The sequence below is a fragment of the Sphingomonas kyeonggiensis genome, assembly GCF_014204495.1.
Taxonomy (GTDB): Bacteria; Pseudomonadota; Alphaproteobacteria; order Sphingomonadales; family Sphingomonadaceae; genus Sphingomonas; species Sphingomonas kyeonggiensis_A.
Genome location: NZ_JACHLN010000004.1, coordinates 265,576 through 291,700 on the forward strand (window position 1 = coordinate 265,576; position 26,125 = coordinate 291,700).

Consider the following 26,125-nt stretch of genomic DNA (forward strand, 5'->3'; position numbering starts at 1 on the left):
CTATTAGCCCTTCTTCTTCGCGTGACGGCTGCGGATGATCATCTTGTCCGTCGCCTTGTTGTGGCGGGTGCGCGCACCCTTGGTCGGCTTGCCCCACGGGGTGACCGGATGACGGCCGCCCGAGGTCCGGCCTTCACCACCACCGTGCGGGTGGTCGACCGGGTTCTTCGCAACACCGCGGGTCAGCGGGCGGATGCCCTTCCAGCGGTTACGGCCAGCCTTGCCGAGGTTGGTGTTCTGGTTGTCCGGGTTGGACACCGCACCAACGGTCGCCAGGCAGTTGCCGTGGATGTAGCGCTGCTCGCCCGAGTTCAGGCGGACGATGACCATGCCGCGGTCACGACCGACGACCTGGACATAGGTGCCTGCCGAACGGGCGATCTGGCCACCCTTGCCCGGCTTCATCTCCACATTGTGGACGATGGTGCCGACCGGCATCTGGCCCAGCTCCATGGCGTTGCCCGGCTTCACGTCGGTCTTCTTGCCGGCGATCACCTTGTCGCCGACAGCGAGGCGCTGCGGGGCGATGATGTAGGCAACGCGATCCTTGCCGGCTTCGTCGGCGCCGTAGTTGATCAGCGCGATGAAGGCGGTGCGGTTCGGGTCATACTCGATCCGCTCGACAGTGCCCTCGACGTCCCACAGGCGGCGCTTGAAATCGATGATACGATAGCGCTGCTTGTGGCCGCCCGCGATGCCGCGCGAGGTCACATGGCCCTTGTTGTTGCGGCCGCCGGTCTTGGTCTTGCCCTCGGTCAGAGCCTTGACCGGACGACCCTTGTACAGGGCCGAACGGTCGATCAGGATCAGGCCGCGGACGCCAGGCGACGTCGGATTGTAATTCTTGAGTGCCATTACGAATTGACCCCCGAGGTCACGTCGATCTGCTCACCGTCGGCGAGGGTCACGATAGCCTTCTTGATGTCCGAGCGCTGGTAGGGCGCACCCTTCCACTTCTTGGTCTTGCCCTTCTGGACGATCGTGTTGACGCCCGTCACCTTGACCTTCCAGATCGCCTCGACGGCGGCCTTGATCTCGGGCTTGGTGGCGTCGCCGGCGACCTTGAACACAACCGCGTTGTGCTCGGAAACCAGGGTCGACTTCTCGGTGATGTGCGGCGCGACAATCACGTCATAGTGACGGTTGTCGATCGCGGCTGCCTGCTTCTTAGCCATTGAAGCGCGCCTCCAGCTTCTCGACGGCAGCGCGGGTCAGGACCAGCGTGTCGTGCTTCAGGATGTCATAGACGTTGGCGCCGACCGCCGGGAGGACGTTGACGCCCACCAGGTTGCGGGCGGCGAGGAAGCCGTTGCCGGCCTCGCCGTCGATCACCAGCGCGGTCTTGCCGGTGCCGAGCTTGGCGAACTGCGCCTTGAGCTCTGCGGTCTTGGCGGTGCCGAAGGCGTCGAGGACGACCAGCGAACCTGCCTTGGCATGGCTGCTGAGCGCCATCTTCAGGCCGAGCGCACGGATCTTCTTGTTCAGCGACGGATTGAAGTCGCGAACGCGGGCGCCGTGCGCCTTACCACCGCCGATGAACACCGGAGCGCGGCGATCGCCGTGACGGGCGGTACCGCCGCCCTTCTGGCGACCGAACTTCTTGCCCGAGCGGGCGACGTCAGCACGCTCGCGAGTGCCGCGCGCGGTGGCGCGACGCTTCTCGAGCTGCCAGGTGACGACGCGATGCAGGATGTCGGCGCGCGGCTCGACACCGAAGACGGTGTCGTTGAGCTCGATGTCGCCCGATGCCTTGGCGTCGAGGGTTTGAACCTTGACCTTCACTTAGCCCTCCTGGCCTTCGGTCGCCTCAGGAGCCTCGGTCACTTCGGCCGGAGTCTCCGCGGGGGCGGTGTCGTTGTTGTTGGCGACCGACTTGATGCCGGCCGGGAACGGCGCTTCGGCAGGACGGGCGACCTTGACGGCGTCCTTGACGAACAGCCAGCCACCCTTCGAGCCAGGGACCGAGCCCTTGACGAAGATCAGGCCGCGCTCGACGTCGGTGCCGACGATCTCGAGATTCTGCTGGGTGCGGAACTTGTCACCCATGTGGCCGGCCATCTTCTTGTTCTTGAAGACCTTGCCCGGATCCTGGCGCTGACCGGTCGAACCGAGCGAGCGGTGCGAGACCGAGACGCCGTGGGTGGCGCGCAGACCGCCGAAGCCCCAACGCTTCATGCCGCCGGCGAAGCCCTTACCCTGGGTCTTGCCCTGGATGTCGACGAACTGGCCGGCGACATAGTGGTCGGCCGAGATCTCGGCGCCCACTTCGAGCAGGCCGTCCGCGTCGACGCGGAACTCATGGACGACAGCCTTGGGCTCGACTTCGGCCTTGCCGAAGTGGCCGCGCTGCGGCTTGGCGACATTCTTGCTCTTCGCCGTGCCGGCGCCGAGCTGGACGGCAGTGTAACCGTCACGATCCTTTTCGCGGACGGAGACGACCTGAACGCCTTCGAGGGCCAGGACGGTGACGGGCACGTGGCGGCCGTCGTCCTGGAACAGGCGGGTCATCCCCAACTTCTTCGCGATCACGCCAGTGCGCATGACCAGTTGCTCCTATGCATAGGCACCCGAGGGGGAATTCCCACGGGTGCGTGCTTCAGCCCGAAAATATGATGCGAGCCCCCGTCCGGGCTGAACCCCCTCCCGAAGGAAGAGGCGACGGGGGACGCAGGCCCGGTTCTCCGAAGAGGCCGGCGGTATCCCTATCGCGATGCGAGTGCGCCTGTGGCGCCCTCCGGTTCCTTGCGTTGGATCAGATCGACCCGGTGGAGGAACCTGGCGAATCCCCCTCAGGGGAATCGCGAATCTCGTGTGGAGGCGCGCCTTTACGTCAGCAGCGCTTCCCTGTCCACCCCCTCACCTGCATTCCTGCGAAGGATGCGGCAGGATGTGAAAAGACCCCCGCTTTCGCAGGGGTCCCTGACTGGCTCAGGCCAGCTTGATCTCGACGTCGACGCCGGCGGCGAGGTCGAGCTTCATCAGCGCGTCCACGGTCTGCGGGGTCGGCTGCACGATGTCGAGCATGCGCTTGTAGGTGCGCACTTCGAACTGCTCGCGCGACTTCTTGTCGATGTGCGGGCCACGGTTGACCGTGAACTTCTCGATCTTCGTCGGAAGCGGGATCGGGCCACGGATGAGAGCGCCGGTACGGCGGGCAGTGTCGGCGATGTCGCCGGTCGCCTGGTCGAGCACTCGATGATCGAACGCCTTCAGGCGAATACGGATATTCTGCGTTTCCATGTCCCTACCAATGCGAAAGAGCGGGCCCCGCTGAACGGGGCTCTTGCTGTATGTGTGAACCGAAGGCGCGGCCCCTACAGGCAGAGGCGATTCGGGTCAAGGGGCGCCGCGGATTTTGATCGCCCGCCCTGCCCTCCCCTCGCAGGCCAGGCACGCGTCATGCCCCGGTAACGCAGCTCGGCAACAAGCCCGGATGGGCGCGCGTGCCCTGCGCCTTTGTGTCGTAGGGGAAAGAGATGCTTAGGAGAACCTCTGCCGTCACGCTGGCAGCCCTGCTGCTCGCTTCGTGCAACACCAGCCCATCGGCGATCACCGCTACCGGCTCCGCCACCGTATTCCCGTTCACCAAGGCCGTCGGCGAGGCGTTCGTCAAGAAGGACAAGAAGCAGCCGATGCCGGAGATCGCCGCGGTCGGCACCGGCGAGGGCGCCCGGGCCTTCTGCAAGCCGGTGAACGGCAAGGCGCCCGACCTGCTCGACGCGTCGCGCCGCATGACCCGCGTCGAGTTCAATGCCTGCAACGCTGCCGGCGCCGGCGACATCCTCGAGATCCGGATCGGCCTCGACGGCCTCGCGCTGGCCGGATCGGTGCAGGGACCGAAGCTGGAGCTGACCAGCCAGGACATCTATCTGGCGCTCGCGGCCAATCCGCGCGGCAAGCCCAATACCGCCAAGACCTGGCACGATGTGAATGCCAGGCTGCCCGCCATCCCGATCCTGGTGCTGGGCCACCCCAAGGGCAGCGGCACGCGCGAGATGTTCGAGGCATTGATCCTGCGCGTCGGTTGCCTGGCGGCGATGCCCCAGGCGAGCGAGCTGCTGAAAAGCCCCGACCCCTCGCAGTTCGACGTCGCCTGCCAGCGCGTGCGCACCGACGGCGCCTATGTCGAGAAGGGCGAGGACGACGCCGAGATCGTCTCGGCGCTGAAGCAGAACCCCAATGCGCTCGGCCTGTTCGGCTATGCCCGGCTGGAGCAGAACGCCGCCGCGCTGCGCGGGGTGCCGATCGACGGGATCGCGCCGGACGCCAAGACCATCTCCGGCGGCCAGTATCCCGGCGCCCGCACGCTGTTCCTCTATGTCCGCAAGGCGCGCCTCAAGGAACTGCCGGCGCTCAAGGACTTCCTGAAGCTCTACCTGGAGATGGCGGCGCCGGGCGGCCCGCTGACCGCGATCGGCCTGGTCGCCCTGCCGGACGGCACGCGCAAGAAGGCAGCCGAAGCGCTGGAGAACGAGTATCCGCTCGAGGCTAGCGAGCTGTCCTGAAGCTGACGCGGCGCCCCTGGCGTCATCCCGCAGGGGTGAGGGTGACGCCAGCACTCCGGGCCCTGCAGTTCCCCGGCGAAAGCCGGGGTCCAGGGCAACAAGCGACACGGCAGAGAAACCCTAGGCCCCGGCTTTCGCCGGGGAACTGCTAACTCAGCAGTCCACCCAGACTGTCGATACGATCTGCAGGCCGCACCACCTACCGGCCCACCGCCCCGCACGACACCCAAACGAAAAGGCCCGGCCTCCTTTCGGAGACCGGGCCCTTCGAACTCTACCCTAAAGGGTGAAGCTTACTTCTGGATCTCGGCAACGACGCCTGCACCCACGGTGCGGCCGCCTTCGCGGATCGTGAAGCGCTGGCCGACGTCCATAGCGATCGGAGCGATCAGCTTGATGCCGAGAGCAACGTTGTCGCCCGGCATCACCATCTCGGTGCCTTCCGGCAGCTCGATCGTGCCGGTCACGTCCGTGGTACGGAAGTAGAACTGCGGACGATAGTTGGCGAAGAACGGCGTGTGACGGCCACCTTCATCCTTCGACAGCACGTACACTTCCGACTTGAAGTCGGTGTGCGGCTTGATCGAACCCGGCTTGGCCAGAACCTGGCCACGCTCGACTTCGTCACGGCCGACGCCGCGGATCAGCGCGCCGATGTTGTCGCCTGCACGACCTTCGTCGAGCAGCTTGCGGAACATTTCCACGCCGGTGACGGTGGTCTTGCGGACCGACTCCTGGATGCCGACGATCTCGACTTCCTCACCAACCTTGACGATGCCGGTCTCGACGCGGCCGGTCACCACGGTGCCGCGACCCGAGATCGAGAACACGTCTTCGATCGGCATCATGAACGGCTGATCAACCGGACGCTCCGGCTGCGGGATCGACTCGTCGACAGCGGCCATGAGAGCGAGGATCGCTTCCTTGCCGAGCTTCTCGTCGGTGCCGTTCAGCGCGGCGGTAGCCGAACCACGGATGATCGGAATGTTGTCGCCGTCGAACTCACGACGCGACAGCTCTTCGCGGATTTCCATCTCGACGAGCTCGAGGATTTCCTCGTCCTCGACCAGGTCGACCTTGTTCAGGAAGACGACCATGGTCGGCACGCCGACCTGGCGAGCGAGCAGGATGTGCTCCTTGGTCTGCGGCATCGGGCCGTCGGTGGCGGCGACCACGAGGATCGCGCCGTCCATCTGGGCAGCGCCGGTGATCATGTTCTTCACATAGTCGGCGTGGCCCGGGCAGTCGACGTGCGCATAGTGACGCTTGTCGGTCTCGTACTCGACGTGCGCGGTCGAGATGGTGATGCCGCGCTCGCGCTCTTCCGGAGCCTTGTCGATGTTGGCGAAGTCGACGGCGGCGTTACCCGCAACGTTCTCTGCCAGAATCTTGGTGATAGCGGCCGTCAGCGAGGTCTTGCCGTGGTCGACGTGACCGATGGTGCCGATGTTGAGGTGCGGCTTGTTCCGCTCAAACTTTGCCTTCGCCATTGTTTTCCTACCTTCTGATCTCTGATTCCGCGCCGCCAGGGGATTCGCCGGAAGGCGGCCCCATAGCGGCTGTTTTTAGTTTACGCCAGCCCGAGGGGGCGAAGCGTGTTACGCCAGCTTCGCCTTCACTTCGTCGGCGACGTTCGGCGGCACTTCGTCATAGTGCGAGAACTGCATCGAGTACTGCGCACGACCCTGGGTGAACGAGCGGAGCTGGTTCACATAGCCGAACATGTTCGCCAGCGGCACCATGGCATCGACCGTCTGCGCGTTGCCGCGGCTGTCGGTGCCCTGGATCTGACCACGGCGGCTGTTGATGTCGCCGATGACGTCGCCGAGATAGTCCTCGGGGGTCACGACTTCCACCTTCATCACCGGCTCGAGCAGCTTGATGCCGGACTTCTGGGCCGCTTCGCGCATTGCGGCGCGGGCGGTGATTTCGAAGGCCAGCGCCGACGAGTCGACGTCGTGGTACGCACCGTCATAGAGCAGCACTTCGAAGTCGATGATCGGGAAGCCGACCAGCGAACCCGTCTCGGCGGTCTCGCGGAAGCCCTTCTCGATCGCCGGGATGTACTCCTTCGGGATGTTGCCGCCCTTGACTTCGTCCTTGAAGACGAAGCCCGAACCGCGCTCGCCCGGAGTCAGCTTGACCTTGACGCGGCCGAACTGACCGGTGCCGCCCGACTGCTTCTTGTGCGTGTAGTCGATGTCCACCGGCTTCGCGAGATACTCGCGATACGCCACCTGCGGTGCGCCGACATTCGCCTCGACCTTGAACTCGCGCTTCATGCGGTCGACCAGGATCTCGAGATGGAGCTCGCCCATGCCCTTGATGATGGTCTGGCCCGACTCGTGGTCGGTCGAAACGCGGAACGAGGGATCCTCGGCGGCCAGACGGTTCAGGGCGAGGCCCATCTTCTCCTGGTCGGCCTTGGTCTTCGGCTCCACCGACAGCTCGATAACCGGCTCCGGGAACTCCATGCGCTCCAGGATGATCGGGTTCGCGGTGTCGCACAGCGTATCGCCGGTCGTGGTCTCCTTGAGGCCCGCGATCGCGACGATGTCGCCAGCGCGTGCTTCATCGATGTCCTCACGCGAGTTCGCGTGCATCAGGAGCATACGGCCGATCTTCTCCTTCTTGTCCTTCACCGAGTTCAGATACTGACCCTTGGTGAGGGTGCCCGAGTAGATGCGGGCGAAGGTGAGCGAGCCGACGAACGGATCGTTCATGATCTTGAAAGCGAGCAGCGACAGCGGCGCGGTGTCCGAGGCCGGACGCGAATCCGGGGTCTCGCCGTCGAGCTTCACGCCCTGCACGTCGGGAATGTCCAGCGGCGAAGGCAGATAGTCGACAACGGCGTCGAGCAGGGGCTGCACGCCCTTGTTCTTGAACGCCGAACCGCAGACGATCGGCACGAACGACATGGCAAGCGTACCCTTGCGGATCAGCTTCTTCAGGTCGGCGATCGAAGGCTCGTTGCCTTCGAGATACGCTTCCATCAGGGCGTCGTCCTGCTCGACGGCCATCTCGATCAGGTCGCTGCGATACTTGGCGGCCTTTTCCTTCAGGTCATCGGGGATGTCCTGATATTCGAACTTCGCGCCCAGGCTCTCTTCGAGCCAGATGATCGCGCGGTTCTCGACCAGGTCCACCAGGCCCTTGAAGCCGCCCTCGATGCCGATCGGCAGATACAGCACGGCCGGACGCGCACCCAGGCGCTCGACGATCGAGTCGACGCAGAAATAAAAGTTCGCACCGGTGCGATCGAGCTTGTTGACGAAGCACATGCGCGGCACGCCGTACTTGTCGGCCTGGCGCCACACGGTTTCCGACTGCGGCTCAACGCCGGCAACGCCGTCGAAGCACGCCACGGCACCGTCGAGCACGCGGAGCGAACGCTCGACTTCGATGGTGAAGTCGACGTGGCCCGGGGTGTCGATGATGTTGATCAGGTGCTCTTCACCCTTGCCCTCTTCCGCGCGCCACTTGCAGGTGGTCGCAGCCGAGGTGATCGTGATGCCACGCTCCTGCTCCTGCTCCATCCAGTCCATCGTCGCGGTGCCTTCGTGCACTTCGCCGATCTTGTAGGACTTGCCGGTGTAGTAGAGGATGCGCTCGGTCGTCGTCGTCTTGCCGGCGTCGATGTGCGCCATGATGCCGATATTGCGGTAACGCTCGAGCGGATGGCTGCGGGCCATGACCTGGTTTCCTTAAGGATGTGGGGAGCCGGACGATCCAGCTCCCCGATATGTAGGAACGAAAATTTCCAGCGCCAGACGTGCCGGCGCTGGAGAAAGACTTACCAGCGGTAGTGGCTGAAGGCGCGGTTCGCCTCGGCCATACGGTGGGTGTCTTCACGCTTCTTCACCGCGTTGCCGCGGTTGTTCGAGGCGTCCAGCAGCTCGCCCGAAAGGCGTGCCGACATGGTGTTCTCGCTGCGATTGCGGGCCGAGGTGATCAGCCAGCGGATCGCGAGCGCCTGCGCACGCTCCGGACGAACCTCGACCGGGACCTGGTAGGTCGCACCGCCGACGCGGCGGCTGCGGACTTCGATGCCCGGCTTGATGTTGTTCAGCGCGTCATGGAACACGCCGATCGGATCGCGCTTGGCGCGAGTCTCGACGGTTTCCAGGGCCGAATAGACGATGCCCTCGGCAACGGACTTCTTACCGTCCAGCATGACCGAGTTCATGAACTTCGAGAGAACGATATCACCGAACTTGGGATCCGGCAGGATTTCGCGCTTCTCTGGGCGACGACGACGAGCCATCTTGAATTTCCTTCTAAAACTTCAGCCGATCCGGAACCTGTCCGGGGCTTACTATGGCTGTGATTACTTGGGACGCTTGGCGCCGTACTTCGAACGCGACTGCTTGCGGTCCTTGACACCCTGGGTATCGAGAACGCCGCGCAGCACGTGGTAGCGCACGCCGGGAAGGTCGCGCACACGGCCGCCGCGGATCAGCACAACCGAGTGCTCCTGAAGGTTGTGACCTTCGCCCGGGATGTAGCTGATGACTTCGCGCTGGTTGGTCAGGCGGACCTTCGCAACCTTGCGGAGTGCCGAGTTCGGCTTCTTCGGGGTCGTGGTGTAGACACGGGTGCAAACGCCGCGCTTCTGCGGGTTCTGCTCCATCGCAGGGACCTTCGACTTGGTCTTCTGCAGTTCGCGGCCCTTGCGGACCAGCTGGTTAATCGTCGGCATGAAGCCCTTCACCTTATGTTACCGGCTAGGCCGGCGGTTACTTTGCTGGAACCCTGGTATGAGAAATACGAAAAGGCCCCGGGTGTCCTTGACCCCCCGGGCCATTGCGTCTCCAGCAACGTTCAGCTCTTGCCCCGCAAGGAATCACGACCGGACGTACCGGTCCCTCGCGGAACGGGGGCGCCTATAGCGATGGGGGGCTTGGCGGTCAACTGAGTCGGCCGGCAGGATAACAGAGCGTCAACCAGTGCCGGGCTAGAGCGCTGGAGATGGTTCGTTACGCACCCCGATTCAACCCCTTGGCGGCGGCTCTTGCCGCGCTGATCGCGACTCTGCTGCTCGGCGGGGTCGGGCCGGCGCTGTCGGGCCCCGCTTCGCTGCTTTCTTGGGAGCTGTTCGGGCTGGCGATCACCGGGGGAACCGGGTTCCTCGCCTGGCATCTGGCGCAGCTGACCGCCCTGCCCCCGGGCGCGCCGGCCAGGGCCGCCCTTCCCGCCACGCTGGTACCGCTGGTCCTGCTGCCGCAGGTTGGCGCCGCCGCGCTGCTGGTGCCCGCCGCGCTCGGCTTCGCATTGCTGCCCCGCGAGCGATTCGCCGCACCCCTGGCACTCATCGGTACGCTCGCGGCACTGGGTGCGGGCCCCATCCCGCACCTGATCGCCGGCGTAACGATGCTCGGCGCAGCGTGGCTTTGCCGGGCCCGTTGCCCGGCCGCCAACGACAATCCCTCTCTGGAACGCTCGCCCGGTTTCCGGCCCCGCTTTTGGCCGATGTCGGCTTCCCTGCGTTATGCTAGAGGTATCCCAAGGGATTCGGGTTCCGAATTTGGGGAGTAGCGTGGATGTTCAACAGCAATAATCGTGGTCGCGATCGGGATGAGCGTCCGGCAATGCCGCCGGCCCCGCCGCAGCAGAGCAGCGGAAACGGCAAGCGCGGCATGTTCTCGGTGATCGGACCGGACGTGACGGTGACCGGCAATGTCTCCGCCACCGCCGACCTGCATATCGACGGCCGCATCGAGGGCGATGTCCATTGCGGCAGCCTGGCCCAGGGCGCCGAGAGCCAGATCTTCGGCAACGTCACCGCCGAGACCGCTCGCCTTGCCGGCGCGATCGAAGGCACGGTGCGCGTGCGCCAGCTCACCATCGAGCGCTCGGCCAAGATCACCGGCGATGTCGAATATGAGAACATCACCATCGAGAATGGCGGCCATATCGACGGTCGCCTGAAGCATATGAGCACCGTCCAGGCAGCCGCTCCGGCAGCGCCGGCGGGCCCGCGCCCGGTCGAGGCAGCGCCCTCGCCCTTCGCGGCGGCGGCGAACGAATAAGCCTGTAGGCTTTCGCGAGACATAAGGGGCGTGCTTCCCGGGGAAGCACGCCCCTTATGCGTTCTAGAGCCCGCGTATCTTGTCGAGATGCTGCTGGACGACCGGCGCGATCTCGGCGGCGAAGACCTTGAGCTGCGGCACCGTGCCGTTCTTCGCATAATCCTGCACCACCGCCAGCGTCTTCTCGTGCGCGACGACCTGCTGCGCCTTGTAGGCAGTGTCGAAATCCGCGCCGGTGGTGTCGCGCAGCGTGGCGAGATTGGCTTCCTGCTCGGTGCTGAGCGCGGCGTTCGGCACGATCGCCGGCGCCGCCTTCGCCCCGGCGGCCTTGAGCTTGGCGGTGGAGCCGGTGTGGGCGGTGACCATCATCCCGCCGAAATCCTTGAGCGCCCGTGTGCTCGCCTTCTGCGCGGCGAGCTTGCCCGCCGCGACCTCATAGGCATCGCTTGCGCCGGCGGTGTCGGCGAAGGTCTGGCCGGTCATCACCGCAGCGCCGCTTGCCTCGTTGAGCGTGCCCGTCGCGGCATTGGCATCGATGCTGTTCTCGGGAATGATCGTGTCGGTGGCGACGATATTGTCCACCGTAGTCACCGGTTCGCTGCCGCCACAGGCGCCCAACGCGAATGCCGGCCCCAGGCCGAGCGCGAAGAAGTATCTGTTCATGCAGGCATCCTCCTGTTCTTTTGGAGGAAAGTAACGCGGGCCTGAGGGCGCCGTTCCGGCTAGGGCTTCGCGATGCGGCGAATCGAGACAGGAGCAGGGGAATGACCGACTGGACCCGGGCGCATGAGGGCGGATGCCGTTGCGGCCAGTTGCGCTTCCGGGTGAGTGGCGCCCCCTTCCTCACCAGCGCCTGCCATTGCACCGGCTGCCAGAAGATGACCGGCAGCGCCTTCTCGCTCACCCTGACCGTGCCGGCGGACGCCTTCGAAGTGACGCAGGGCACGCCGGTGATCGGCGGCCTGCACGGCCCGGTCGCGCATCACTTCCACTGCGACCATTGCAAGAGCTGGGTGTTCACCCGCGCCGAGGGCGTCGACTGGTTCGTCAATGTCCGCACGACGATGCTCGACATGCCGGACGAGGCCCGCCCCTTCCTCGAGACCTGGACCGACGAGAAGCTCCCCTGGGTCGAGACCGGCGCAGCGCGCAGCTATCCGGGCAATCCGGACTGGAACGACTGGGACGCCCTGACGAAGGAGTATGCGGCTGGGCTGTAGCGCTCGCGCCATATCAGCCCTTGTAGCTCCCCGGCTTTCGCCGGGGCGCAGCCACATCAACTGCGGCCCCAAGTCGGGCCTCACCCCAGCTTGAGCATCGCCGTCGCCGCCGAGGGCAGATCCGCCCGCTCCCGCAGCGATTGCTCGATCGCCAGCCCGGTCCGCGCGACCTTGCCCGAATAGGCGGTGCGGCCGTTGACGATCACCTTCACCGGGCGATCGAGGTTGAGCAGATGGTCGGACAGGCGCAGCGTCGTCCCCGCCGGCACCGCGCCGGTCAGGGTGATCGTCTGGCCTTCCACCGATGCAGTGATCGTGTCGCCGGCCTTGGCCGCCGCCGCGTCTGGGATGTGCAGCCAGTAGAAGCGGTCGTGGGTCACATCGTCCTGCAGCCAGACGATGCGCTTGGGCCAGGGATCGCGGGTGAAGCCGGCCATCCAGGGCAGCGCCTCGGCATCCTTGCGGTTCATCCAGTGCGGCAGCCCCGGGTAGATGCGCGACATATGGACATAGCCGGCCGGATCGGCGGCATGCAGCCGGTCGAGCTCGGCGGTCTTGTCGGCTGCGATCTTGTTGCGGTCATAGGCGGCATCCGCGCCACCCATGAAGATCGCGAAGGGCAGGTTGCGCAGGCCGAGCACCGAGGATTCGTTCGGGTGGCCCGCCATCATCGCGGCGGCGGCGAAGCGGTCCGCCATGCGCGGGGCGAGCTGCCACACGCCGTCGCCGCCCGCCGAATAGCCCATCAGATAGACGCGGTTGGGATCGACGCCGTTGATCGCGACCTGCGCGTCGATCAGTTGCTGGAACAGCGGGTCGATATGCCCCTCATGCCAGAGGTTCCAGGTATCGGTCGGCGCGCGCGGGGCAAGATAGATGCCCTCGGCCGGCTCATAGAGGCGGATCTGGTTGCGCCATTGCTGGTCGTTCACCGCCGGCTCGGCATTGCCGCCGCCATGCATCGAGATCCACAGGCTGCGCTTGCCCGGCGCGGCATCGCCGAAGGTCTTGCTTTCCCATTTCAGCGTCTTGTCGCCGAGGGTGATCTGCTTGGCGGCAACTGCTTCGGCGGCGCTGGCCGCAACGGCGCGCATGCGCTCGGCGCCCAGCAGGGCGAGCGCGCGATCGGCATCGGCGCGGTTCAGCGGACGGGCCAGCGCCGGATCGTTCAGCGAGCGCTCGGCTTCCGGCTTCGCCAGCCAGGCCTCGATGCCTGCGACCGGCGCCGCCGCAGGGGCATTGCGCGCCACGACCGGCACCATGGGAACAACGAGCGCCGGGGTCAGCGCAGTGGCGGCGAGGAGGATGCGGATCGCGATGCTGGACATGCCGCCACCCTAATCGCGGGACAGCACATGTCTATACCATAAATATGACCACGTTAGTACCAAAGCACGTAACTTGCGCGGCCCCTATTGCTCGATCGGCCTATTCCTTCATGGGCCTATTCCTTCATGGGGTCGTGCCCCCAGTTCATCAGCGAATAGCGCCAGCGCGAGGTAGGGATGCGATAATCCTCATGCGGGCCCTGGGCGCGGTGGCGGGCGACGAAGCCGATCACCTTGCGCATATGGGCATAGTCGCCGCCGTCGAGGTCTTCCTTGTCGGTCCGCAGGATGCCGACGATGCGCCGCCCCGAAGCATGGCCGATGCTCTCCGCGCCATCGCGCTTCTGACCAACCTTTCGACTCTCCGCTGTCTCGAGCCATTCCTCTATCTCGGCCGGGGCCATGTTCACCACTTCATGGAATTTGCGCCACACTGTCTCGTGGTCGTCGCGTTCTGCCAACCCGCTTCTCCGTTATCGTCATGTTACCCATGCGTAACGGTTAGCCCTATCGCGGAGTTTCCTCGGGCGGGGATTTTATCCAGCCGCATCGGTGTAAGTTTCGCCGACCGGCGGCAGCAGAAGCCGCGCCGCAAGCCCGCTTCCGCCGACCAGCAGCAGCGCAGCCAGCGCAAGGCCCAGCCCGCGCCGGGGCAGCCCGGCACCCGCCACCAGCGCGATCGCCAGCCCGGTCGCGAGCATCGCCCAGAGGTGATAGCGATAATCGGCCGCGACGCTGATCACCAGGAAGGCGAGCTCGGTCAGCACCGCGGACAGCGCCAGCGTCACTCCCAGCCGGCCGCGCGCATCGTCGCGGCGCCAGGCAAGCGCGACCACTGCCAGCGCCCCCGCCAGCCAGAGGATCGGCGCGCCGAGCGGGCTTTCGGCCAGCACCCCCGCCAGCCGCTGGAAGGGCTCGATCCGCGGCGACGGCGAACCAAGGCCCAGCGTGTTCGGCTCGCTGCCCGCCTGCGGCTCGGCAAGCGGATAGCGCCACGGCACCAGCCAGCGCATCGTCGCGTTCCAATGCGCCGCCCGGTGCGCGGCATAGGCCAGCGGGTGATGGGCGATCGCGCCGACCCAGACGCCAGTCAGCTCGCCGCCGGGCGCGGCATGGGCGAGCCCGTCCGCAACGAAATCGCAGCGGTCGCCCAGCGGATCCCAGAGCAGCGGCCGGATGCAGTCTTGGGTCTCCGCCTTCCGCCATGTCGATGCCGGCAGCACCGGCACCGACCCGACGCCGGCATGATGGGCGATGCCCGCCAGGTCATAGATCGGTAGCGAACGCCCGACATCGCTGGGATGCGCGCGCAGCAGGCCGTGATTGACCACCGGCATCGCGACCAGCACCGCGATCATGGCGGCAAGCATCAGCGCGCCGTGCCGCACCGGCCGCCACGCGCCGCTACCCAGCAGCCCGAAGGCCAGCGGCACCGTGGCAAACACCGCGTTGATCCGCACCAGCGTGGCGTAGAGCAGGAGCAATACGACCAGCGTCGTCGCCCAGCGCGGCAGCGGCCGATCCCGCAGCCGCCACCAGCAGGCGATCCCCACCGCGGCGAGCAGCGCCCCCGCCATCTGGCCGTCCTTGAGCACCGCGACCTGCCAGCCCGCGATCGGCGGCCAGATGCCGAGCAGCAGCACCCCGGCTGCGGCGATCCGCGCGCCCTGGCGCGCCAGTGCCGCGGCGATGAGCCCGAGCCCGGCCCAGTAGAGCAGCACCTGCAGCAGGAACATCGGCGCCTGGCCAGTCCAGCCCAGGCCATGGAACAGCGACCAGAGCCGGGCCATCGCCGGCGGGTGCCAGTCGTCATAGCTGCCCGAAAGGAGCTGCTGATACTGGTTGAGGCTGTCGAACATCGCGACGCCCGGCCAGAACAGAGCGAGCATGGCGAGGCAGAGGAAAAACGCGGCGAGCGCCGCCCGGATCGCGGGCGACACGCGCGTCAAACCAGCGCTCCTAGCTGATCTTGCGGCCGAATACCGGGCGCGGCGCATCCTCGGCGTCCGGGATCTCGGCGCTGCCCTGCCCCGCAGCCTTGCGGGCCAGATAGCGGGCGAGCGCGGCGTCCGCGTCGAAGGCAGTCTCCTCGGGCAGATCGATGCCCTTGCCCGGCGTGGGGCCACGCGGCGTGATGGCCAGCTTGAGCAGGCGGAAGATCAGCGGGATGCAGAACAGCAGCCCGATCGCGCCGAGCCCGAGCACGGTCGGCCCCAGCCCCGATGCCAGCGGCCCCTCGTTCCAGCCGCTGAAGCCGGTGAAATAGAAGAGCAGCCCGCCGATATAGACGAGCGGCAGCAGCGACAGGACCAGCTTGAACATGCGCACGCCGAATCTCCCACCAGTTCCGCGGAACATGGCAGGAGATCGGCAACAAAGGGTGAAGACCCCTTAGATGTGGAGCGCGCGGCCGTAGGCGCCGAGCACGGCCTCGTGCATCGTCTCGCTGATCGTCGGGTGCGGGAACACCGTTTCCATCAGCTCGGCCTCGGTGGTCTCGAGCGTCTTGCCGATGGTGTAGCCCTGGATCATCTCGGTCACTTCCGCGCCGATCATATGGGCACCGAGCAGCTCGCCGGTCTTGGCGTCGAACACGGTCTTCACAAAGCCCTCGGCCTCGCCGAGCGCAATCGCCTTGCCGTTGCCGATGAAGGGGAAGTTGCCGACCTTCACTTCATAACCGGCTTCCTTGGCCTTGGCCTCGGTGAGGCCGACCGACGCGATCTGCGGGTGGCAATAAGTGCAGCCCGGGATGTTGCGGACGTCCATCGCGTGCGGATGCTTGCCGGCGATCGCCTCGACCGCGATCACGCCCTCATGGCTCGCCTTGTGCGCGAGAAACGGCGGCGCGGTGACGTCGCCGATAGCATAGAGGCCGGGCACATTGGTCTTGCACGCCGCGTCGGTGATGATGTGGCCGCGCTCGGTCTTCACGCCCAGCGTCTCGAGGCCGATATTCTCGGTGTTCGGCACGATGCCGACCGCGACGATGACGTGGCTGAACTCCTCGACGGTGACCTTGCCGTCCTTGCCCTTGATCGAGGCCTTCACGCCCGTGCCGGTCACGTCGATCTTCTCGACGCCGGTCGCGGTGCGGATGTCCATGCCCTGCTTCTTGAACTGCTTCTCGAGATGCGCGGAGACGTCCTTGTCCTCCACCGGCACGATCCGGTCGAGCATCTCGACGATGGTCACCTTGGCGCCCATGTCGTTGTAGAAGCTGGCGAACTCGACGCCGATCGCGCCCGAGCCGATGACGAGCAGCTTGGTCGGCATCTCCGGCGGGGTCATCGCCGTGCGGTACGTCCAGATGCGCTTGCCGTCGGCCTTGGCGAAGGGCAGGTCGCGGGCGCGGGCGCCGGTCGCGACGATGATGTTCTTCGCCTCGATATCGGTCTTCTTGCCGTCCTCGGCGGTCACGGTCAGCTTGCCCGGCGCGGTCAGCACGCCGGTGCCGAAGTGCACCGCGATCTTGTTCTTCTTCATCAGGTGCGTGACGCCCTGGTTGAGCTGCTTGGCGACGCCGCGCGAGCGCTTGACCACGGCTTCCAGGTCGGCGCTGATCTTCTCGGCAACCAGCCCGTAATCCTTGGCGTGCTGCATGTAATGGAAGATCTCGGACGAGCGGAGCAGCGCCTTGGTGGGGATGCAGCCCCAGTTGAGGCAGATGCCGCCCAGCAGCTCGCGCTCGACGATCGCCGTCTTGAGGCCCAGCTGCGCGGCGCGGATCGCCGCCACATAACCGCCGGGGCCCGAACCGAGCACGATCACGTCATAGGTGTCAGCCAAGGGAGGAATCCTTCAATTGGGTTTGTGTGGATATAGGGGCCTCAGCCCGCATTTTCATCGAGCGGCCGGGGCCGCTTGTTCGCGTCCACCGCGACGAAGACGAACTGCGCCTGGGTGACCAGGCAGCTCTCTTCCGAATGCCGGGCACGGCGCCAGGACTGGACTTCGATCGTCATCGAGGTGCGGCCGACCTTGACGATCTCGGCATAGACCGAGACTTCGTCGCCCACCGACACCGGCGCGTGGAACTTCATGCCCTCGACCGCGACGGTCACCGCCCGGCCACGGGAGTGCCGCGCGGCGACCAGGCCGGCGGCAAGGTCCATCTGGCCCATCAGCCAGCCGCCGAAGATGTCGCCATAGGCATTGGCGTCGGCCGGCATGGTGCTGACGCGGATCGCCGGCTGGGTCTTCGGCTGCTCAGCGCCCTGCTCAACCATCGACGCGCGGCTCCGTGCCCGCCAGCTTCGCCTTGTCGGCCGCGAACGCCTTGCGCACCGGGCCGATGCCCATCAGCACCACCGCGATCATGCAGGCATAGCCTACCAGCCAGATATCCCCGGTCGCGCGCGGATAGGACCAGGCGGCCGCCGCGGAGATCAACGCCGCTGCGACCAGCCCGATCACGATATGCACCACTTCGATCAGCACGCGCATCGGCGCAGCCCTCCGGTTCAGGCGATCATCCCGAAGGGATTCTCGACCAGCTCCTTGAAGATCTTCATCATCTCGGCACCGTCGGCACCGTCGATGGCGCGGTGATCGAAGCTGCCGGTCGCCGACATCACGGTGGCCACGCCCAGCGCGTCATCGACGATGTATGGACGCTTCTCGCCCGCGCCGATCGCCATGATCATGCCCTGCGGCGGATTGATCACCGCTTCGAACTGCTTGATGCCGAACATGCCCATGTTCGAGAGCGACGCGGTGCCGCCCTGATATTCTTCCGGCTTCAGCTTGCCCTCACGGGCACGGCCGGCAAGGTCCTTCATCTCCTGCGAGATCGCCGAGACCGCCTTGTTCGCCGCATCGCGGATGATCGGGGTGATGAGGCCGGTCGGAGTCGAGACCGCGACCGAAACGTCCGCGCGGCTGTACTTGATCAGCTGCTCGCCGGTGTAGGTGACGTTGCACTTCGGCGCCTGGGCCAGTGCCACGCCGAGCGCCTTGATCAGCAGGTCGTTGACCGACAGCTTCACGCCGCGGGCATCGAGCGCCTTGTTGAGGTCGCCGCGCAGCTTGAGCAGCGCGTCGAGTCGGATGTCGACGGTGAGGTAGATGTGCGGGACGGTCTGCTTCGACTCGGTGAGGCGGCGCGCGATCGTCTTGCGGATGTTCGAGAGCTTCTCGGCCTCGTGCGGGATCGATTCGTCCCACCAGACCGGCTTGTGCTCGGCCGGGGCGGCAGCGGCGGCCGGAGCAGCCGCGGGGGCGGCGGCAGCAGCCGGAGCAGCGGCAGCCGGTGCGGCTCCGGGCTTGGCGCCCTCGACGTCCGCCTTGACGATTCGGCCGTTCGGACCCGAGCCGGCGACACCGGCGAGATCAACGCCCTTCTCGGCTGCGATGCGCTTGGCGAGCGGGCTTGCCTTCACGCGGTCGCCCGAAGCGGCCTGGGCCTGGGCGGGTGCCGGAGTCGGCGCGGGCGCTGGGGCCGGAGTCGGTGCCGGAGCGGCGGCAGCGGCCGGAGCCGGTGCGGCCGCCGGAGTCGGGGCCGGCGCAGCAGCGGCGGTCGAGGCATCCTCGCCCTCACCGGCGATGATCGCGATCACGGTGCCGACCTTCACATTGTCGGTGCCCTCGGCGACGAGGATCTTGGCGATCACGCCCTCGTCCACCGCTTCGAATTCCATGGTGGCCTTGTCGGTCTCGATCTCGGCCATGAGGTCGCCGGACTTCACCGTATCGCCCTCCTTCACGAGCCACTTGGCGAGGGTACCCTCTTCCATGGTGGGGGAAAGCGCAGGCATCTTGATTTCGATCGACATGAAGGTTCCCGTCGTTGGAGCCCTGAACAGGTTCGGGCCCTCTTTGCGCCGCCCCCGCCCCGGGTCAAGAGACGCGCTTGCAGGAAATGACGCTACGGGGCACGTAACGCACGACCAAGAGGATCATTCCATGCGCACCTATCTGGTGGTGATCGACGAGAGCCCGGAGGCGGAAATCGCCCTGCGCTTCGCCGCACGCCGCGCCGTGAAGACCGGCGGCAACGTCGAAATCCTGGCGCTGATTCCCAAGCCCGACTTCGTCCAATGGGGCGGCGTGATGGCCACGATCGAGGAAGAAGCCCGCGAACGCGCCGAGGCACTGGTCGCCCGCGCGGCCGGAACCTTGTTCGCCGAATCGGGTCTGCAGCCCTCGATCACGGTGCGCGAAGGCGACGGGCCGAAGATCGTCCACGAGATGATCGCCGCCAATCGCGAGATCGCCGCTTTGGTGCTCGGTGCCGCGGCAAGCGGCCCGCCGGGACCGATGGTGACCCATTTCTCCGGATCGGATGCTGGAAAGCTGCCAGTGCCGTTGATGGTGATTCCGGGCGGGCTGGATATGGACGCGATCGACCGGTTGAGCTGATGTCCGAAGAGTTCGTGCAAAAGAGCCGCCATCCCGGCGCGGGATGACGATTGGGTGGCTGTTGACCGGCGCAACCCGCCCCGCCACTCTTCCCGCATGCGCATCCTCGCCCTCGCCCCGCTCGCCCTGCTCCTTCCCACCACTGCCCAGGCACAGACCCAGGAAAAGCCCGACCCGGCGAAACTCAAGGCGTCGGTCGAGAAGCTGGTGAGCTTCGGCACCCGCCACACGCTCTCCGATCCCGACAATCCCACCCGCGGCATCGGCGCGGCCCGCCGCTGGTTCGCCACCGAGCTCGCCCGGCTCGGCGACCAGTGCAATTGCATCGAGGTGGCAAACATCGCCCGTGGCTTCACCGGCGATCGCGCGCCCAACGGTGTTCAGATCGTCGATGTGCTCGGCTTCCAGGCCGGCACCGATCCCAAGCGCGTCGTCATCGTGATGGGCCATATCGACAGCCGCGTCACTGACGTGATGAACGCCACCGCCGACGCACCCGGCGCCAATGACGACGCCTCGGGCGTCGCGCTGGTGCTGGAGGCGGCGCGAATCCTGTCGAAGCAGAAGTTCCGCGCGACCATTGTCTACGCCGCGCTGTCCGGCGAGGAACAGGGCCTGTTCGGCGGCCAGCTGCTCGCCGAAACCGCGAAGGAGCGCGGCTGGACGGTCACCGCCGTGCTCAACAACGATATCGTCGGCAACACGGTCGGCACCGACGGCCGCAAGGTGGCCGACCGGGTGCGCGTCTTCTCCGAGACCTTCGGCGAGAATGACGAGCCCAAGGCCTTGAAGGGGCTACGTGCCGATGGCGGCGAGGATGACGGCCCGTCGCGCGCGCTCGCCAAGGCGATCGACCAGGTCGCCGGCACGATTCCCGGCGGACTCGACGCCTTTCTCGTCCGTCGCCCGGACCGGTTCGGGCGCGGCGGCGACCATACGCCGTTCAACAAGCTCGGCTATCCGGCGATCCGTTTCTCGGTGGGGATCGAGAATTACGACGCCCAGCATCAGGACCTCGTCCCCGGCAAGGGCGACACGGTCGACAAGATGGACTTCCCCTATCTCGCCAAGGTCACCGCGGTGAACGTCGCGACGATCCGCCGCCTCGCCGCGGCACCGGCCGCGCCGGACAAGGTGACGATCGGCGGCGCGCTCGCTTCGGATACTTCGGTGAAATGGGCGGCGGTGCCCGGCGCGGTGAAATACCGCATCCACTGGCGCCGCGCCGACGCCCGCGACTGGACCGACCATCTCGACGTCACCGGCACCGAAGCCAGCCTGAAGGGCGTGATCGTTGACGACAGCTTTGTCGGCGTGTCGTCGATCGGCGCGGACGGGGCGGAGAGTCTGGTTACGTTCGGGGGAAGGCGCTGAGTCTTCTAAGCCCCTCCCCTTTAGGGGAGGGGTTGGGGATGGGGGATTTCTCGAAGAGACATGGCCTGCGGCACTGCCCCACCCCAACCCCTCCCCCAAGGGGGAGGGGCTTTAGCAGCTTGCAATGTAGGATTTCGCCTGCTGGGCTAGCGCAGCCGGGTCACCCCCGGCCGCTCTTTGACCCGGCAGAAAAAATAGGACCACGCCCACGCAACAATGTTGCGAGATGCAGCGCATTCCCGAGAAAACAGGGAAAATAGCGGGCCCGAAAACCCGCCCTTGGCCTGTACTTTGTGTACTTTCGCGAGTCGCGCCCTACCCGCTGTTGGAAATCAGCGGCAGCCGCAGACGCAGCACTTCACCGGCGCGCGGTAGCGCCGCACCGGCGCCTTGCGCACCACACGGCGCGCGGCCGAGCGGACATAGGTCGCGCGGCTCTCGATCACTTCCTCGGTCACCGTGGTGGTGGTCGTGGTCGCGCCGGGGATGACGATCACGGTCGTGCCGACCGGCGCGCCATAATAGGTCGCGCCGCCCTGGTAGCCGCCGCCGCCATAATAGGCCTGGCCCGAGCCATAATAGCCCTGGACCTGTGCCGCCGGCGGTGCACCGATCGCACCAGCCGGCGGCAGACTCCCCCTGGAGTAACCGTCATAATAATCGTTCGGGTCAACGGGCTGGATCGGCTCGCGATAGCCGGCGCCGGTGCTCGAATAGCTGTAGGAGCTGGAATAGCTGCCGCCCGAATCGGCCCAGGCGCCGGCGTCATAACCGTCGTCCCAGCCGATGCCGCTTACCGAGTCCCACACGTCGCCACGGCCGTCGACCAGCACGGCGTCGTCATAATAGCGCACCCAGAAATAGCCGTAGGGCGGCGCGGCCAGGCCCCAGCTCAGATAGTCCGGGATGCGGAAGCCGCTGCCCATCCAGTAGTTGGGCAGGTGATGGCCACGGCCCATGCGGCGATAGGCGTTCCAGCCGCCGGGCGCCTGCGCGCCGGCGTACCAGCGGCCGTCGATCCGGTTGCCCCAGCGATTGCCGGCATGCTGGCTGTTCTTGACCGGGCCCCGCGCCGGCAATGCCATCCAGCGGCCATTCTGCCAGACGCGCGGTCCGGCAGTCGGCACGCCGGGGCCGCCATGCACGACCGGCGGGGTATTCGGCATGTGCGGCGGATTGGGCGAGACGCGCGGGGGCGGCGGCATCGGCACGTTGCGGCCATAGCTACCACCGGGTGCCGGGATCGGCCCGCCGCTGCCACCCCAGCTCGGTCCGGGGGACGTCACCTGCGCGGCCGCCGGCAGGGTTGCCAGCAGCGCCGTGGCCATCAGGGCCGGCTTGATCAGGTGACGCATATTGAACTCCTTCGCCATGCCGGAGCCCGCGTTGCTCCCATGGTTGACGAAGAATTAAACCCCGCGCGGGGGCGGCGCCACTTTTGCCTATGCTTAACGGAGTCCCAATCCGGGTCAGCCGACCAGACGGGGACCCAGGATTCGCATCAGCACCTCGCAACCCGCCGCGTCGCCGGCATCGAACCGTGCCGGATTGGGGCTGTCGAGGTCGAGCACGCCGATCAGTTCGCCCTGCACGACGATCGGCACCACCAACTCGGAACGGCTCGCCGCGTCGCAGGCGATATGGCCGGGGAAAGCATGGACATCCTCGACCAGCTGGGTCTCGCGCGTCGTGGCGGCGGCACCGCACACGCCCTTGCCGAACGGGATGCGGATGCAGGCGGCCTTGCCCTGGAACGGCCCGAGCACCAGCTCGTCGTTCACGTTGCGATAGAAGCCCGCCCAGTTGAGATCGGGCAGATATTGCCAGATCAGCGCCGAGACATTCGCCATGTTGGCGATCGCATCGGGCTCGTCGGCGGTCAGCGAATCGAGCGCCGCGGCGAGGTCGCGGTAAAGCTCGGTCTTGTCGGTGGTTTCGATGTCGAAGGCGTACATGGGGGCGATGTAGGTCGGAAAGCAGCGAACCGCCAGCCAGATTCCCCTCCCTGGAAGGGAGGGGAGAGCGCTCAGTCCAGTCTCACCTTGCCCCGTCCGGCCTTGACCTGGCTCCGCCCCTTCTTCTCGTCGACCCGCCGGGCCTTGGCCGCCTTGCTCGGCTTGGTCTTGATCCGCTTCGCGTCGCGCTCATGCGCCTTCTGGATCAGCTCCAGCACCCGCTCGCGGGCATCGGCGCGGTTGGCTTCCTGGGTGCGGAACTTGCGGGCCGTGATCACCAGTTCGCCGCCGCTGGTCAGCTTGGTGCCGGCGAGCACCTTGAGCTTCTGATAGGCATAGGGCGCCAGTCCAAGCCGGAACACGTCGATCCGCAGCTGCACCGCGGTCGCCACCTTGTTGACGTTCTGCCCGCCCGGCCCGGTCGAGGCGAGGAACTTCTCCTCGACGATCGCCTCGTCGGGGATCTCAGCCACGGCCGAAGCCGAGATTGTGGAAGCGCACCGGCAGCGGCGCGGTGGCGTGGATATCGTCCTTGCCCTCGCGCGGCACGGTGAGCTCGATCGCATGGAGCATCATCGCGGGACCGCCCCGGCCATAGACCGGATCGCCGAGCACCGGCACGCCCAGCCCCTCGGCGGCATGCACGCGGATCTGGTGGGTGCGGCCGGTCTCGGGATAGAAGGCGACCAGGCTCTTGCCGCCCTTGCGCTCCATCACCTTGTACCGGGTGATCGAGGGCTTGCCCTTGGGATCACCGACCATCCGCCAGCCCTCTTCGCGGGTCGAGACCTTGGACAGCGCCAGGTCGATCGTGCCGCTGTCCTCCTTGGGCTCGCCGTCGAGGATGGCGAGATAGCGCTTGGCCACTGCCCCGGCTTCGAAGGCCTGGGAGAAGCGCTTCATCGCCTTGGGGTTGCGGGCGAGCAGCAGGCAGCCGCTGGTGTCGCGGTCCAGCCGATGGACCGGCACCGGCAGGCGCTGGAAGCCGAAGGTGAGCTGGTCGAGCAGGTCCTCGAGGCTCTCGCTCCGGTCCCGTGGGCGATCGACCGGCAAGCCTGCGGGCTTGTCGATCACCAGAGCTTCGCCATCGATGAAGAGCACGCGATCCTTGAACATCGCCCGCCCATGCCACCGCCAGCGCCGAAGCGCCAGCGATGGTGCAGGTTTCGATCAGCGCTGGAAGCGGATCGAGCAGACCGACTGGCGGCCCTGGACAGTGGTACGCCAGTTGCCGGTCCACTCGCCGCGCATGTTGCGGGCGGTGTCGCGGCACTTGGTCTCGGCGTCGCGCTGGTTCCAGATCGGGCCGACCTCGATGTCGCGGATCATGCCGCCGGAGCCCCAGCCGCCGCCCGGGCGATCCCAGTTGCCGCCACCGCCGCCCGGACGATCCCAATTGCCGCCGCCACCCGGGCGACCGCCACCAGGACGGCCCCAGCCGCCCTCACCCCAGCCGCCATTGTCGCCCCAGCCATTGGAGCGGCGCGGATCGAGATCGGTGATGCGATAAAGCAGGCGCGGGCCGCCGGTGCGCGGAATGCCCGAGATCACGCCGCCGCGCAGATCGAGCCGGACGCGGGCGCCGCGCGAGGGATCGTAGAGGTTTACCGCGTCGCGGTTGCGGTTGGTCTCGTCGAAGCGGTGGATCAGCGTGCCGTCATCGGCGAACTCGACCCAGCGGCCCGGACGGGTCTCGACAAAGGCGCCGCCGCCGCTGTGGCGGACACGGCCGACATTGTTGCCGTCCACCCGCTGCATCGCGGCGGGCGCGGCCGGCTTGGACGCCGGAGCAGCCGATGCGGCGGTGCCGGCCAGCAACGCGGCGGACAAGGCGAGGCAGGAAATTCGTGCGAGCATGGTTCATTCTCCCCTGGCTGCAACTTAGGGTCGATATTTGACCCGATCGAGACAGCTGCGCAACGATTCAGCAATGCGCATGGTTGCGTGACCCTTTTCGCTTGAACGGCGTTTGAACGACGATGCCCCTTTTCCGGCAGCGTCGTGAGGTTGCTTATGCGTCTTTCGGCCCTGATCCTGCTCTCGCTCGCGCCCCTGGCGGCGCACGCCGAGGAAGACGTGCCGGCGCCGCCGGCTACCGCATCGGCAACCCGGCTGTTCAACCATCTTCCTTATGGCGAACTGGAGGCCGCGGCGTTGTTGCCTGTCCCCAGCCTGCCGGGATGCATGATGGCGCGCGAGGCGGTGTTCGATGTCGAGCGGCTGCTTTCCGCCGCTCGCACCGAAGGGATAGCGCTGGGCGCGATCTCGTGCTTCCGTTCGATCCAGCACCAGCGCCGGGTATTCTGCGCCGGCGCCGGCAATTGCGACGCGGTGGCGGCATTGCGGGCGCGCTTCGTCGCTCCGCCCGGCTATAGCGAACATGCCACCGGCTATGCGATCGACTTCGTCCAGAAGGGCGGCGATTGCCGGGCCGTCGAGCAGTGCTTCGCGCTCACCCCCGGCGGGCAATGGCTGATGCGCCGCGCGCCCGAATTCGGCTTCGAGCTGTCCTTCCCCGCCGGCAACAAGCAGGGCGTGGGCTGGGAGCCCTGGCATTGGCGCTGGGTCGGCGCGTCTGCCGCCCGCGCCCGCTTCGCACCGGCTCAGGCGAGCTTTCCCGCCCTGCCCGCAGTGCCGCGCGCAGATACGAAAACGGCGGCTGGACCATTCGTCCAGCCGCCGTCCGGCGAAACCGCGCCAGGAGGGGGGAATTACGCGGTTTCGGTCTCGCGGTGGGGAGCCGCGATCTTGTTGGCCAGCTCGGCGACCTTGCGGCCCTGATAGCGGGCGCCTTCAAGCTCGACTTCGCTCGGCAGGCGGCTGCCGTCGCCATCGGCGATGGTGGTCGCGCCGTAGGGCGAACCGCCCTTCACTTCGTTGACGCCGCCCTGGCCCTGGAAGCCATAGTCGAGGCCGACGACGGTGAGGCCGAAGTGCAGCAGGTTGGTGATGATCGAGAAGAGCGTCGTCTCCTGGCCGCCATGCTGGGTGGCGGTCGAGGTGAAGGCACCGCCGACCTTGCCGTTCAGCAGGCCCTGGTACCAGACGCCACCGGCGCGATCCCAGAAGCTCGCCATCTGGCTCGACATGCGGCCGAAGCGGGTCGGCGAGCCGACAAGGATGCCGTCGTAATTGGCGAGCTCGTTGACGTCCTCGAGCACCGGGTGGCTGTGATCGGCGACGAAGCCGGCGGCCTGCGCCACTTCGAACGGCGCGGTCTCGGGCACGCGGCGGACATCCACCTCGGCACCGGTGCTGCGGGCGCCTTCGGCAACGGCGTCAGCCATCTTCGCGAGGTGGCCATAGGACGAGTAGTAGAGAACGAGAATCTTGGACATGGTTGCTTCCCTTCCT

The 26,125-nt window shown here is 66.7% G+C and carries 31 protein-coding genes; 7 read left to right on the forward strand and 24 right to left on the reverse strand.

The features are described from left to right. Positions 1 to 3: 3 nt before the first annotated feature. From rplB to rpsJ, 5 genes are all read right to left on the reverse strand, one after another. Positions 4 to 855 carry a 50S ribosomal protein L2 gene (rplB, locus tag HNP52_RS20275; RefSeq protein WP_184169876.1) on the reverse strand — a complete coding sequence of 284 codons (852 nt, stop codon included), beginning with the start codon at positions 853 to 855 and terminating at the stop codon, positions 4 to 6. Next, on the reverse strand, positions 855 to 1,175 hold the full coding sequence (locus tag HNP52_RS20280; protein WP_184169878.1) for a 50S ribosomal protein L23: 321 nt from the start codon (positions 1,173 to 1,175) through the stop codon (positions 855 to 857). Before HNP52_RS20280 ends, rplB begins: the two co-directional genes overlap by 1 nt. Beyond that, positions 1,168 to 1,782 carry a 50S ribosomal protein L4 gene (gene rplD / locus HNP52_RS20285; RefSeq protein WP_184169881.1) on the reverse strand — a complete coding sequence of 205 codons (615 nt, stop codon included), beginning with the start codon at positions 1,780 to 1,782 and terminating at the stop codon, positions 1,168 to 1,170. The genes HNP52_RS20280 and rplD overlap by 8 nt, the downstream gene beginning before the upstream one ends. After that, positions 1,783 to 2,541, reverse strand: a complete 759-nt coding sequence (gene rplC, locus HNP52_RS20290; RefSeq protein WP_184169884.1) for a 50S ribosomal protein L3 — start codon at positions 2,539 to 2,541, stop codon at positions 1,783 to 1,785. It lies immediately after the preceding gene. 387 nt (positions 2,542 to 2,928) lie between these two features. After that, on the reverse strand, positions 2,929 to 3,240 hold the full coding sequence (gene rpsJ, locus HNP52_RS20295) for a 30S ribosomal protein S10 (RefSeq protein ID WP_029936463.1): 312 nt from the start codon (positions 3,238 to 3,240) through the stop codon (positions 2,929 to 2,931). Positions 3,241 to 3,476: 236 nt separating this feature from the next. On the opposite strand from rpsJ, the gene HNP52_RS20300 reads away from it, so the two are divergent. Further along, positions 3,477 to 4,505, forward strand: a complete 1,029-nt coding sequence (locus HNP52_RS20300; protein ID WP_184169888.1) for a substrate-binding domain-containing protein — start codon at positions 3,477 to 3,479, stop codon at positions 4,503 to 4,505. 293 nt (positions 4,506 to 4,798) lie between these two features. Here the strand turns inward: HNP52_RS20300 and tuf are convergent, their stop codons facing one another. The 4 genes from tuf to rpsL all read right to left on the reverse strand — a co-directional run bounded on the left by tuf (position 4,799) and on the right by rpsL (position 9,204). After that, a complete protein-coding gene (gene tuf / locus HNP52_RS20305) occupies positions 4,799 to 5,995 on the reverse strand; it encodes an elongation factor Tu (RefSeq protein WP_184169891.1) in 1,197 nt (398 codons plus the stop codon). Positions 5,996 to 6,103: 108 nt separating this feature from the next. After that, positions 6,104 to 8,197, reverse strand: a complete 2,094-nt coding sequence (gene fusA / locus HNP52_RS20310) for an elongation factor G (RefSeq protein WP_184169894.1) — start codon at positions 8,195 to 8,197, stop codon at positions 6,104 to 6,106. A 101-nt stretch (positions 8,198 to 8,298) separates the two neighbouring features. Continuing rightward, positions 8,299 to 8,769 (reverse strand): 30S ribosomal protein S7, encoded by a 471-nt coding sequence (rpsG, locus tag HNP52_RS20315; RefSeq protein ID WP_184169897.1) that lies wholly within the window; start codon positions 8,767 to 8,769, stop codon positions 8,299 to 8,301. 63 nt (positions 8,770 to 8,832) lie between these two features. Next, a complete protein-coding gene (gene rpsL, locus HNP52_RS20320; RefSeq protein WP_184169899.1) occupies positions 8,833 to 9,204 on the reverse strand; it encodes a 30S ribosomal protein S12 in 372 nt (123 codons plus the stop codon). A 299-nt stretch (positions 9,205 to 9,503) separates the two neighbouring features. On the opposite strand from rpsL, the gene HNP52_RS20325 reads away from it, so the two are divergent. Continuing rightward, positions 9,504 to 10,040 carry a hypothetical protein gene (locus HNP52_RS20325; RefSeq protein ID WP_184169902.1) on the forward strand — a complete coding sequence of 179 codons (537 nt, stop codon included), beginning with the start codon at positions 9,504 to 9,506 and terminating at the stop codon, positions 10,038 to 10,040. Positions 10,041 to 10,045: 5 nt separating this feature from the next. Next, positions 10,046 to 10,534: a polymer-forming cytoskeletal protein gene (locus HNP52_RS20330; protein ID WP_184169905.1), complete on the forward strand. Its 489-nt coding sequence runs from the start codon at positions 10,046 to 10,048 to the stop codon at positions 10,532 to 10,534. Between the two features lie 63 nt (positions 10,535 to 10,597). Here the strand turns inward: HNP52_RS20330 and HNP52_RS20335 are convergent, their stop codons facing one another. Then, positions 10,598 to 11,197: a DUF4142 domain-containing protein gene (locus HNP52_RS20335; RefSeq protein WP_184169908.1), complete on the reverse strand. Its 600-nt coding sequence runs from the start codon at positions 11,195 to 11,197 to the stop codon at positions 10,598 to 10,600. A gap of 101 nt (positions 11,198 to 11,298) precedes the next feature. On the opposite strand from HNP52_RS20335, the gene HNP52_RS20340 reads away from it, so the two are divergent. After that, on the forward strand, positions 11,299 to 11,754 hold the full coding sequence (locus HNP52_RS20340) for a GFA family protein (RefSeq protein ID WP_184169910.1): 456 nt from the start codon (positions 11,299 to 11,301) through the stop codon (positions 11,752 to 11,754). Positions 11,755 to 11,834: 80 nt separating this feature from the next. On the opposite strand, the gene HNP52_RS20345 is transcribed toward HNP52_RS20340, so the two are convergent. The 8 genes from HNP52_RS20345 to HNP52_RS20380 form a co-directional block, all read right to left on the reverse strand. Next, positions 11,835 to 13,082: a dienelactone hydrolase family protein gene (locus tag HNP52_RS20345; protein ID WP_184169913.1), complete on the reverse strand. Its 1,248-nt coding sequence runs from the start codon at positions 13,080 to 13,082 to the stop codon at positions 11,835 to 11,837. 116 nt (positions 13,083 to 13,198) lie between these two features. After that, positions 13,199 to 13,543 (reverse strand): DUF3140 domain-containing protein, encoded by a 345-nt coding sequence (locus HNP52_RS20350; RefSeq protein ID WP_184169916.1) that lies wholly within the window; start codon positions 13,541 to 13,543, stop codon positions 13,199 to 13,201. A gap of 75 nt (positions 13,544 to 13,618) precedes the next feature. Beyond that, positions 13,619 to 15,022 carry a hypothetical protein gene (locus tag HNP52_RS20355; RefSeq protein WP_311768529.1) on the reverse strand — a complete coding sequence of 468 codons (1,404 nt, stop codon included), beginning with the start codon at positions 15,020 to 15,022 and terminating at the stop codon, positions 13,619 to 13,621. Between the two features lie 19 nt (positions 15,023 to 15,041). Beyond that, positions 15,042 to 15,410 (reverse strand): hypothetical protein, encoded by a 369-nt coding sequence (locus HNP52_RS20360; protein WP_184169922.1) that lies wholly within the window; start codon positions 15,408 to 15,410, stop codon positions 15,042 to 15,044. A 63-nt stretch (positions 15,411 to 15,473) separates the two neighbouring features. Beyond that, entirely contained in the window at positions 15,474 to 16,871 is a 1,398-nt protein-coding gene (lpdA, locus tag HNP52_RS20365) for a dihydrolipoyl dehydrogenase (RefSeq protein WP_184169926.1), read from the reverse strand. 41 nt (positions 16,872 to 16,912) lie between these two features. Beyond that, positions 16,913 to 17,311 (reverse strand): acyl-CoA thioesterase, encoded by a 399-nt coding sequence (locus HNP52_RS20370; RefSeq protein ID WP_184169929.1) that lies wholly within the window; start codon positions 17,309 to 17,311, stop codon positions 16,913 to 16,915. Next, entirely contained in the window at positions 17,304 to 17,528 is a 225-nt protein-coding gene (locus tag HNP52_RS20375) for a hypothetical protein (RefSeq protein ID WP_184169932.1), read from the reverse strand. Before HNP52_RS20375 ends, HNP52_RS20370 begins: the two co-directional genes overlap by 8 nt. Before the next feature lie 17 nt (positions 17,529 to 17,545). Then, the gene (locus HNP52_RS20380) at positions 17,546 to 18,856 is read right to left on the reverse strand and encodes a pyruvate dehydrogenase complex dihydrolipoamide acetyltransferase (RefSeq protein WP_184169935.1); all 1,311 of its coding nucleotides are present in this window, start codon (positions 18,854 to 18,856) and stop codon (positions 17,546 to 17,548) included. Positions 18,857 to 18,986: 130 nt separating this feature from the next. On the opposite strand from HNP52_RS20380, the gene HNP52_RS20385 reads away from it, so the two are divergent. Together HNP52_RS20385 and HNP52_RS20390 are read left to right on the forward strand one after the other, a co-directional pair. After that, the gene (locus HNP52_RS20385; protein ID WP_184169938.1) at positions 18,987 to 19,442 is read left to right on the forward strand and encodes a universal stress protein; all 456 of its coding nucleotides are present in this window, start codon (positions 18,987 to 18,989) and stop codon (positions 19,440 to 19,442) included. Between the two features lie 96 nt (positions 19,443 to 19,538). Then, the gene (locus HNP52_RS20390; protein WP_184169941.1) at positions 19,539 to 20,816 is read left to right on the forward strand and encodes a M20/M25/M40 family metallo-hydrolase; all 1,278 of its coding nucleotides are present in this window, start codon (positions 19,539 to 19,541) and stop codon (positions 20,814 to 20,816) included. Between the two features lie 332 nt (positions 20,817 to 21,148). Here HNP52_RS20390 and HNP52_RS20395 read toward each other — a convergent pair whose 3' ends face one another. The 5 genes from HNP52_RS20395 to HNP52_RS20415 all read right to left on the reverse strand — a co-directional run bounded on the left by HNP52_RS20395 (position 21,149) and on the right by HNP52_RS20415 (position 24,628). Further along, on the reverse strand, positions 21,149 to 22,171 hold the full coding sequence (locus HNP52_RS20395; RefSeq protein ID WP_184169944.1) for an RcnB family protein: 1,023 nt from the start codon (positions 22,169 to 22,171) through the stop codon (positions 21,149 to 21,151). A 114-nt stretch (positions 22,172 to 22,285) separates the two neighbouring features. Further along, positions 22,286 to 22,771 (reverse strand): GAF domain-containing protein, encoded by a 486-nt coding sequence (locus HNP52_RS20400; RefSeq protein ID WP_184169947.1) that lies wholly within the window; start codon positions 22,769 to 22,771, stop codon positions 22,286 to 22,288. A gap of 71 nt (positions 22,772 to 22,842) precedes the next feature. Then, complete coding sequence (arfB, locus tag HNP52_RS20405; RefSeq protein ID WP_184169950.1) at positions 22,843 to 23,244, reverse strand: alternative ribosome rescue aminoacyl-tRNA hydrolase ArfB; 402 nt, start codon at positions 23,242 to 23,244, stop codon at positions 22,843 to 22,845. Then, complete coding sequence (locus tag HNP52_RS20410) at positions 23,237 to 23,887, reverse strand: RluA family pseudouridine synthase (RefSeq protein WP_184169952.1); 651 nt, start codon at positions 23,885 to 23,887, stop codon at positions 23,237 to 23,239. Before HNP52_RS20410 ends, arfB begins: the two co-directional genes overlap by 8 nt. Positions 23,888 to 23,941: 54 nt before the next feature. After that, positions 23,942 to 24,628, reverse strand: coding sequence for a mannan-binding lectin (locus tag HNP52_RS20415; RefSeq protein WP_184169955.1), 687 nt, complete (start codon positions 24,626 to 24,628; stop codon positions 23,942 to 23,944). A gap of 156 nt (positions 24,629 to 24,784) precedes the next feature. Here HNP52_RS20415 and HNP52_RS20420 point away from each other — a divergent pair, with 156 nt between their 5' ends. Then, positions 24,785 to 25,552 carry a M15 family metallopeptidase gene (locus HNP52_RS20420; RefSeq protein WP_184169958.1) on the forward strand — a complete coding sequence of 256 codons (768 nt, stop codon included), beginning with the start codon at positions 24,785 to 24,787 and terminating at the stop codon, positions 25,550 to 25,552. Here the strand turns inward: HNP52_RS20420 and wrbA are convergent. Further along, the gene (wrbA, locus tag HNP52_RS20425; protein WP_184169961.1) at positions 25,483 to 26,109 is read right to left on the reverse strand and encodes an NAD(P)H:quinone oxidoreductase; all 627 of its coding nucleotides are present in this window, start codon (positions 26,107 to 26,109) and stop codon (positions 25,483 to 25,485) included. The two genes, HNP52_RS20420 and wrbA, sit on opposite strands and share 70 nt — an antisense overlap. Positions 26,110 to 26,125: the final 16 nt, after the last annotated feature.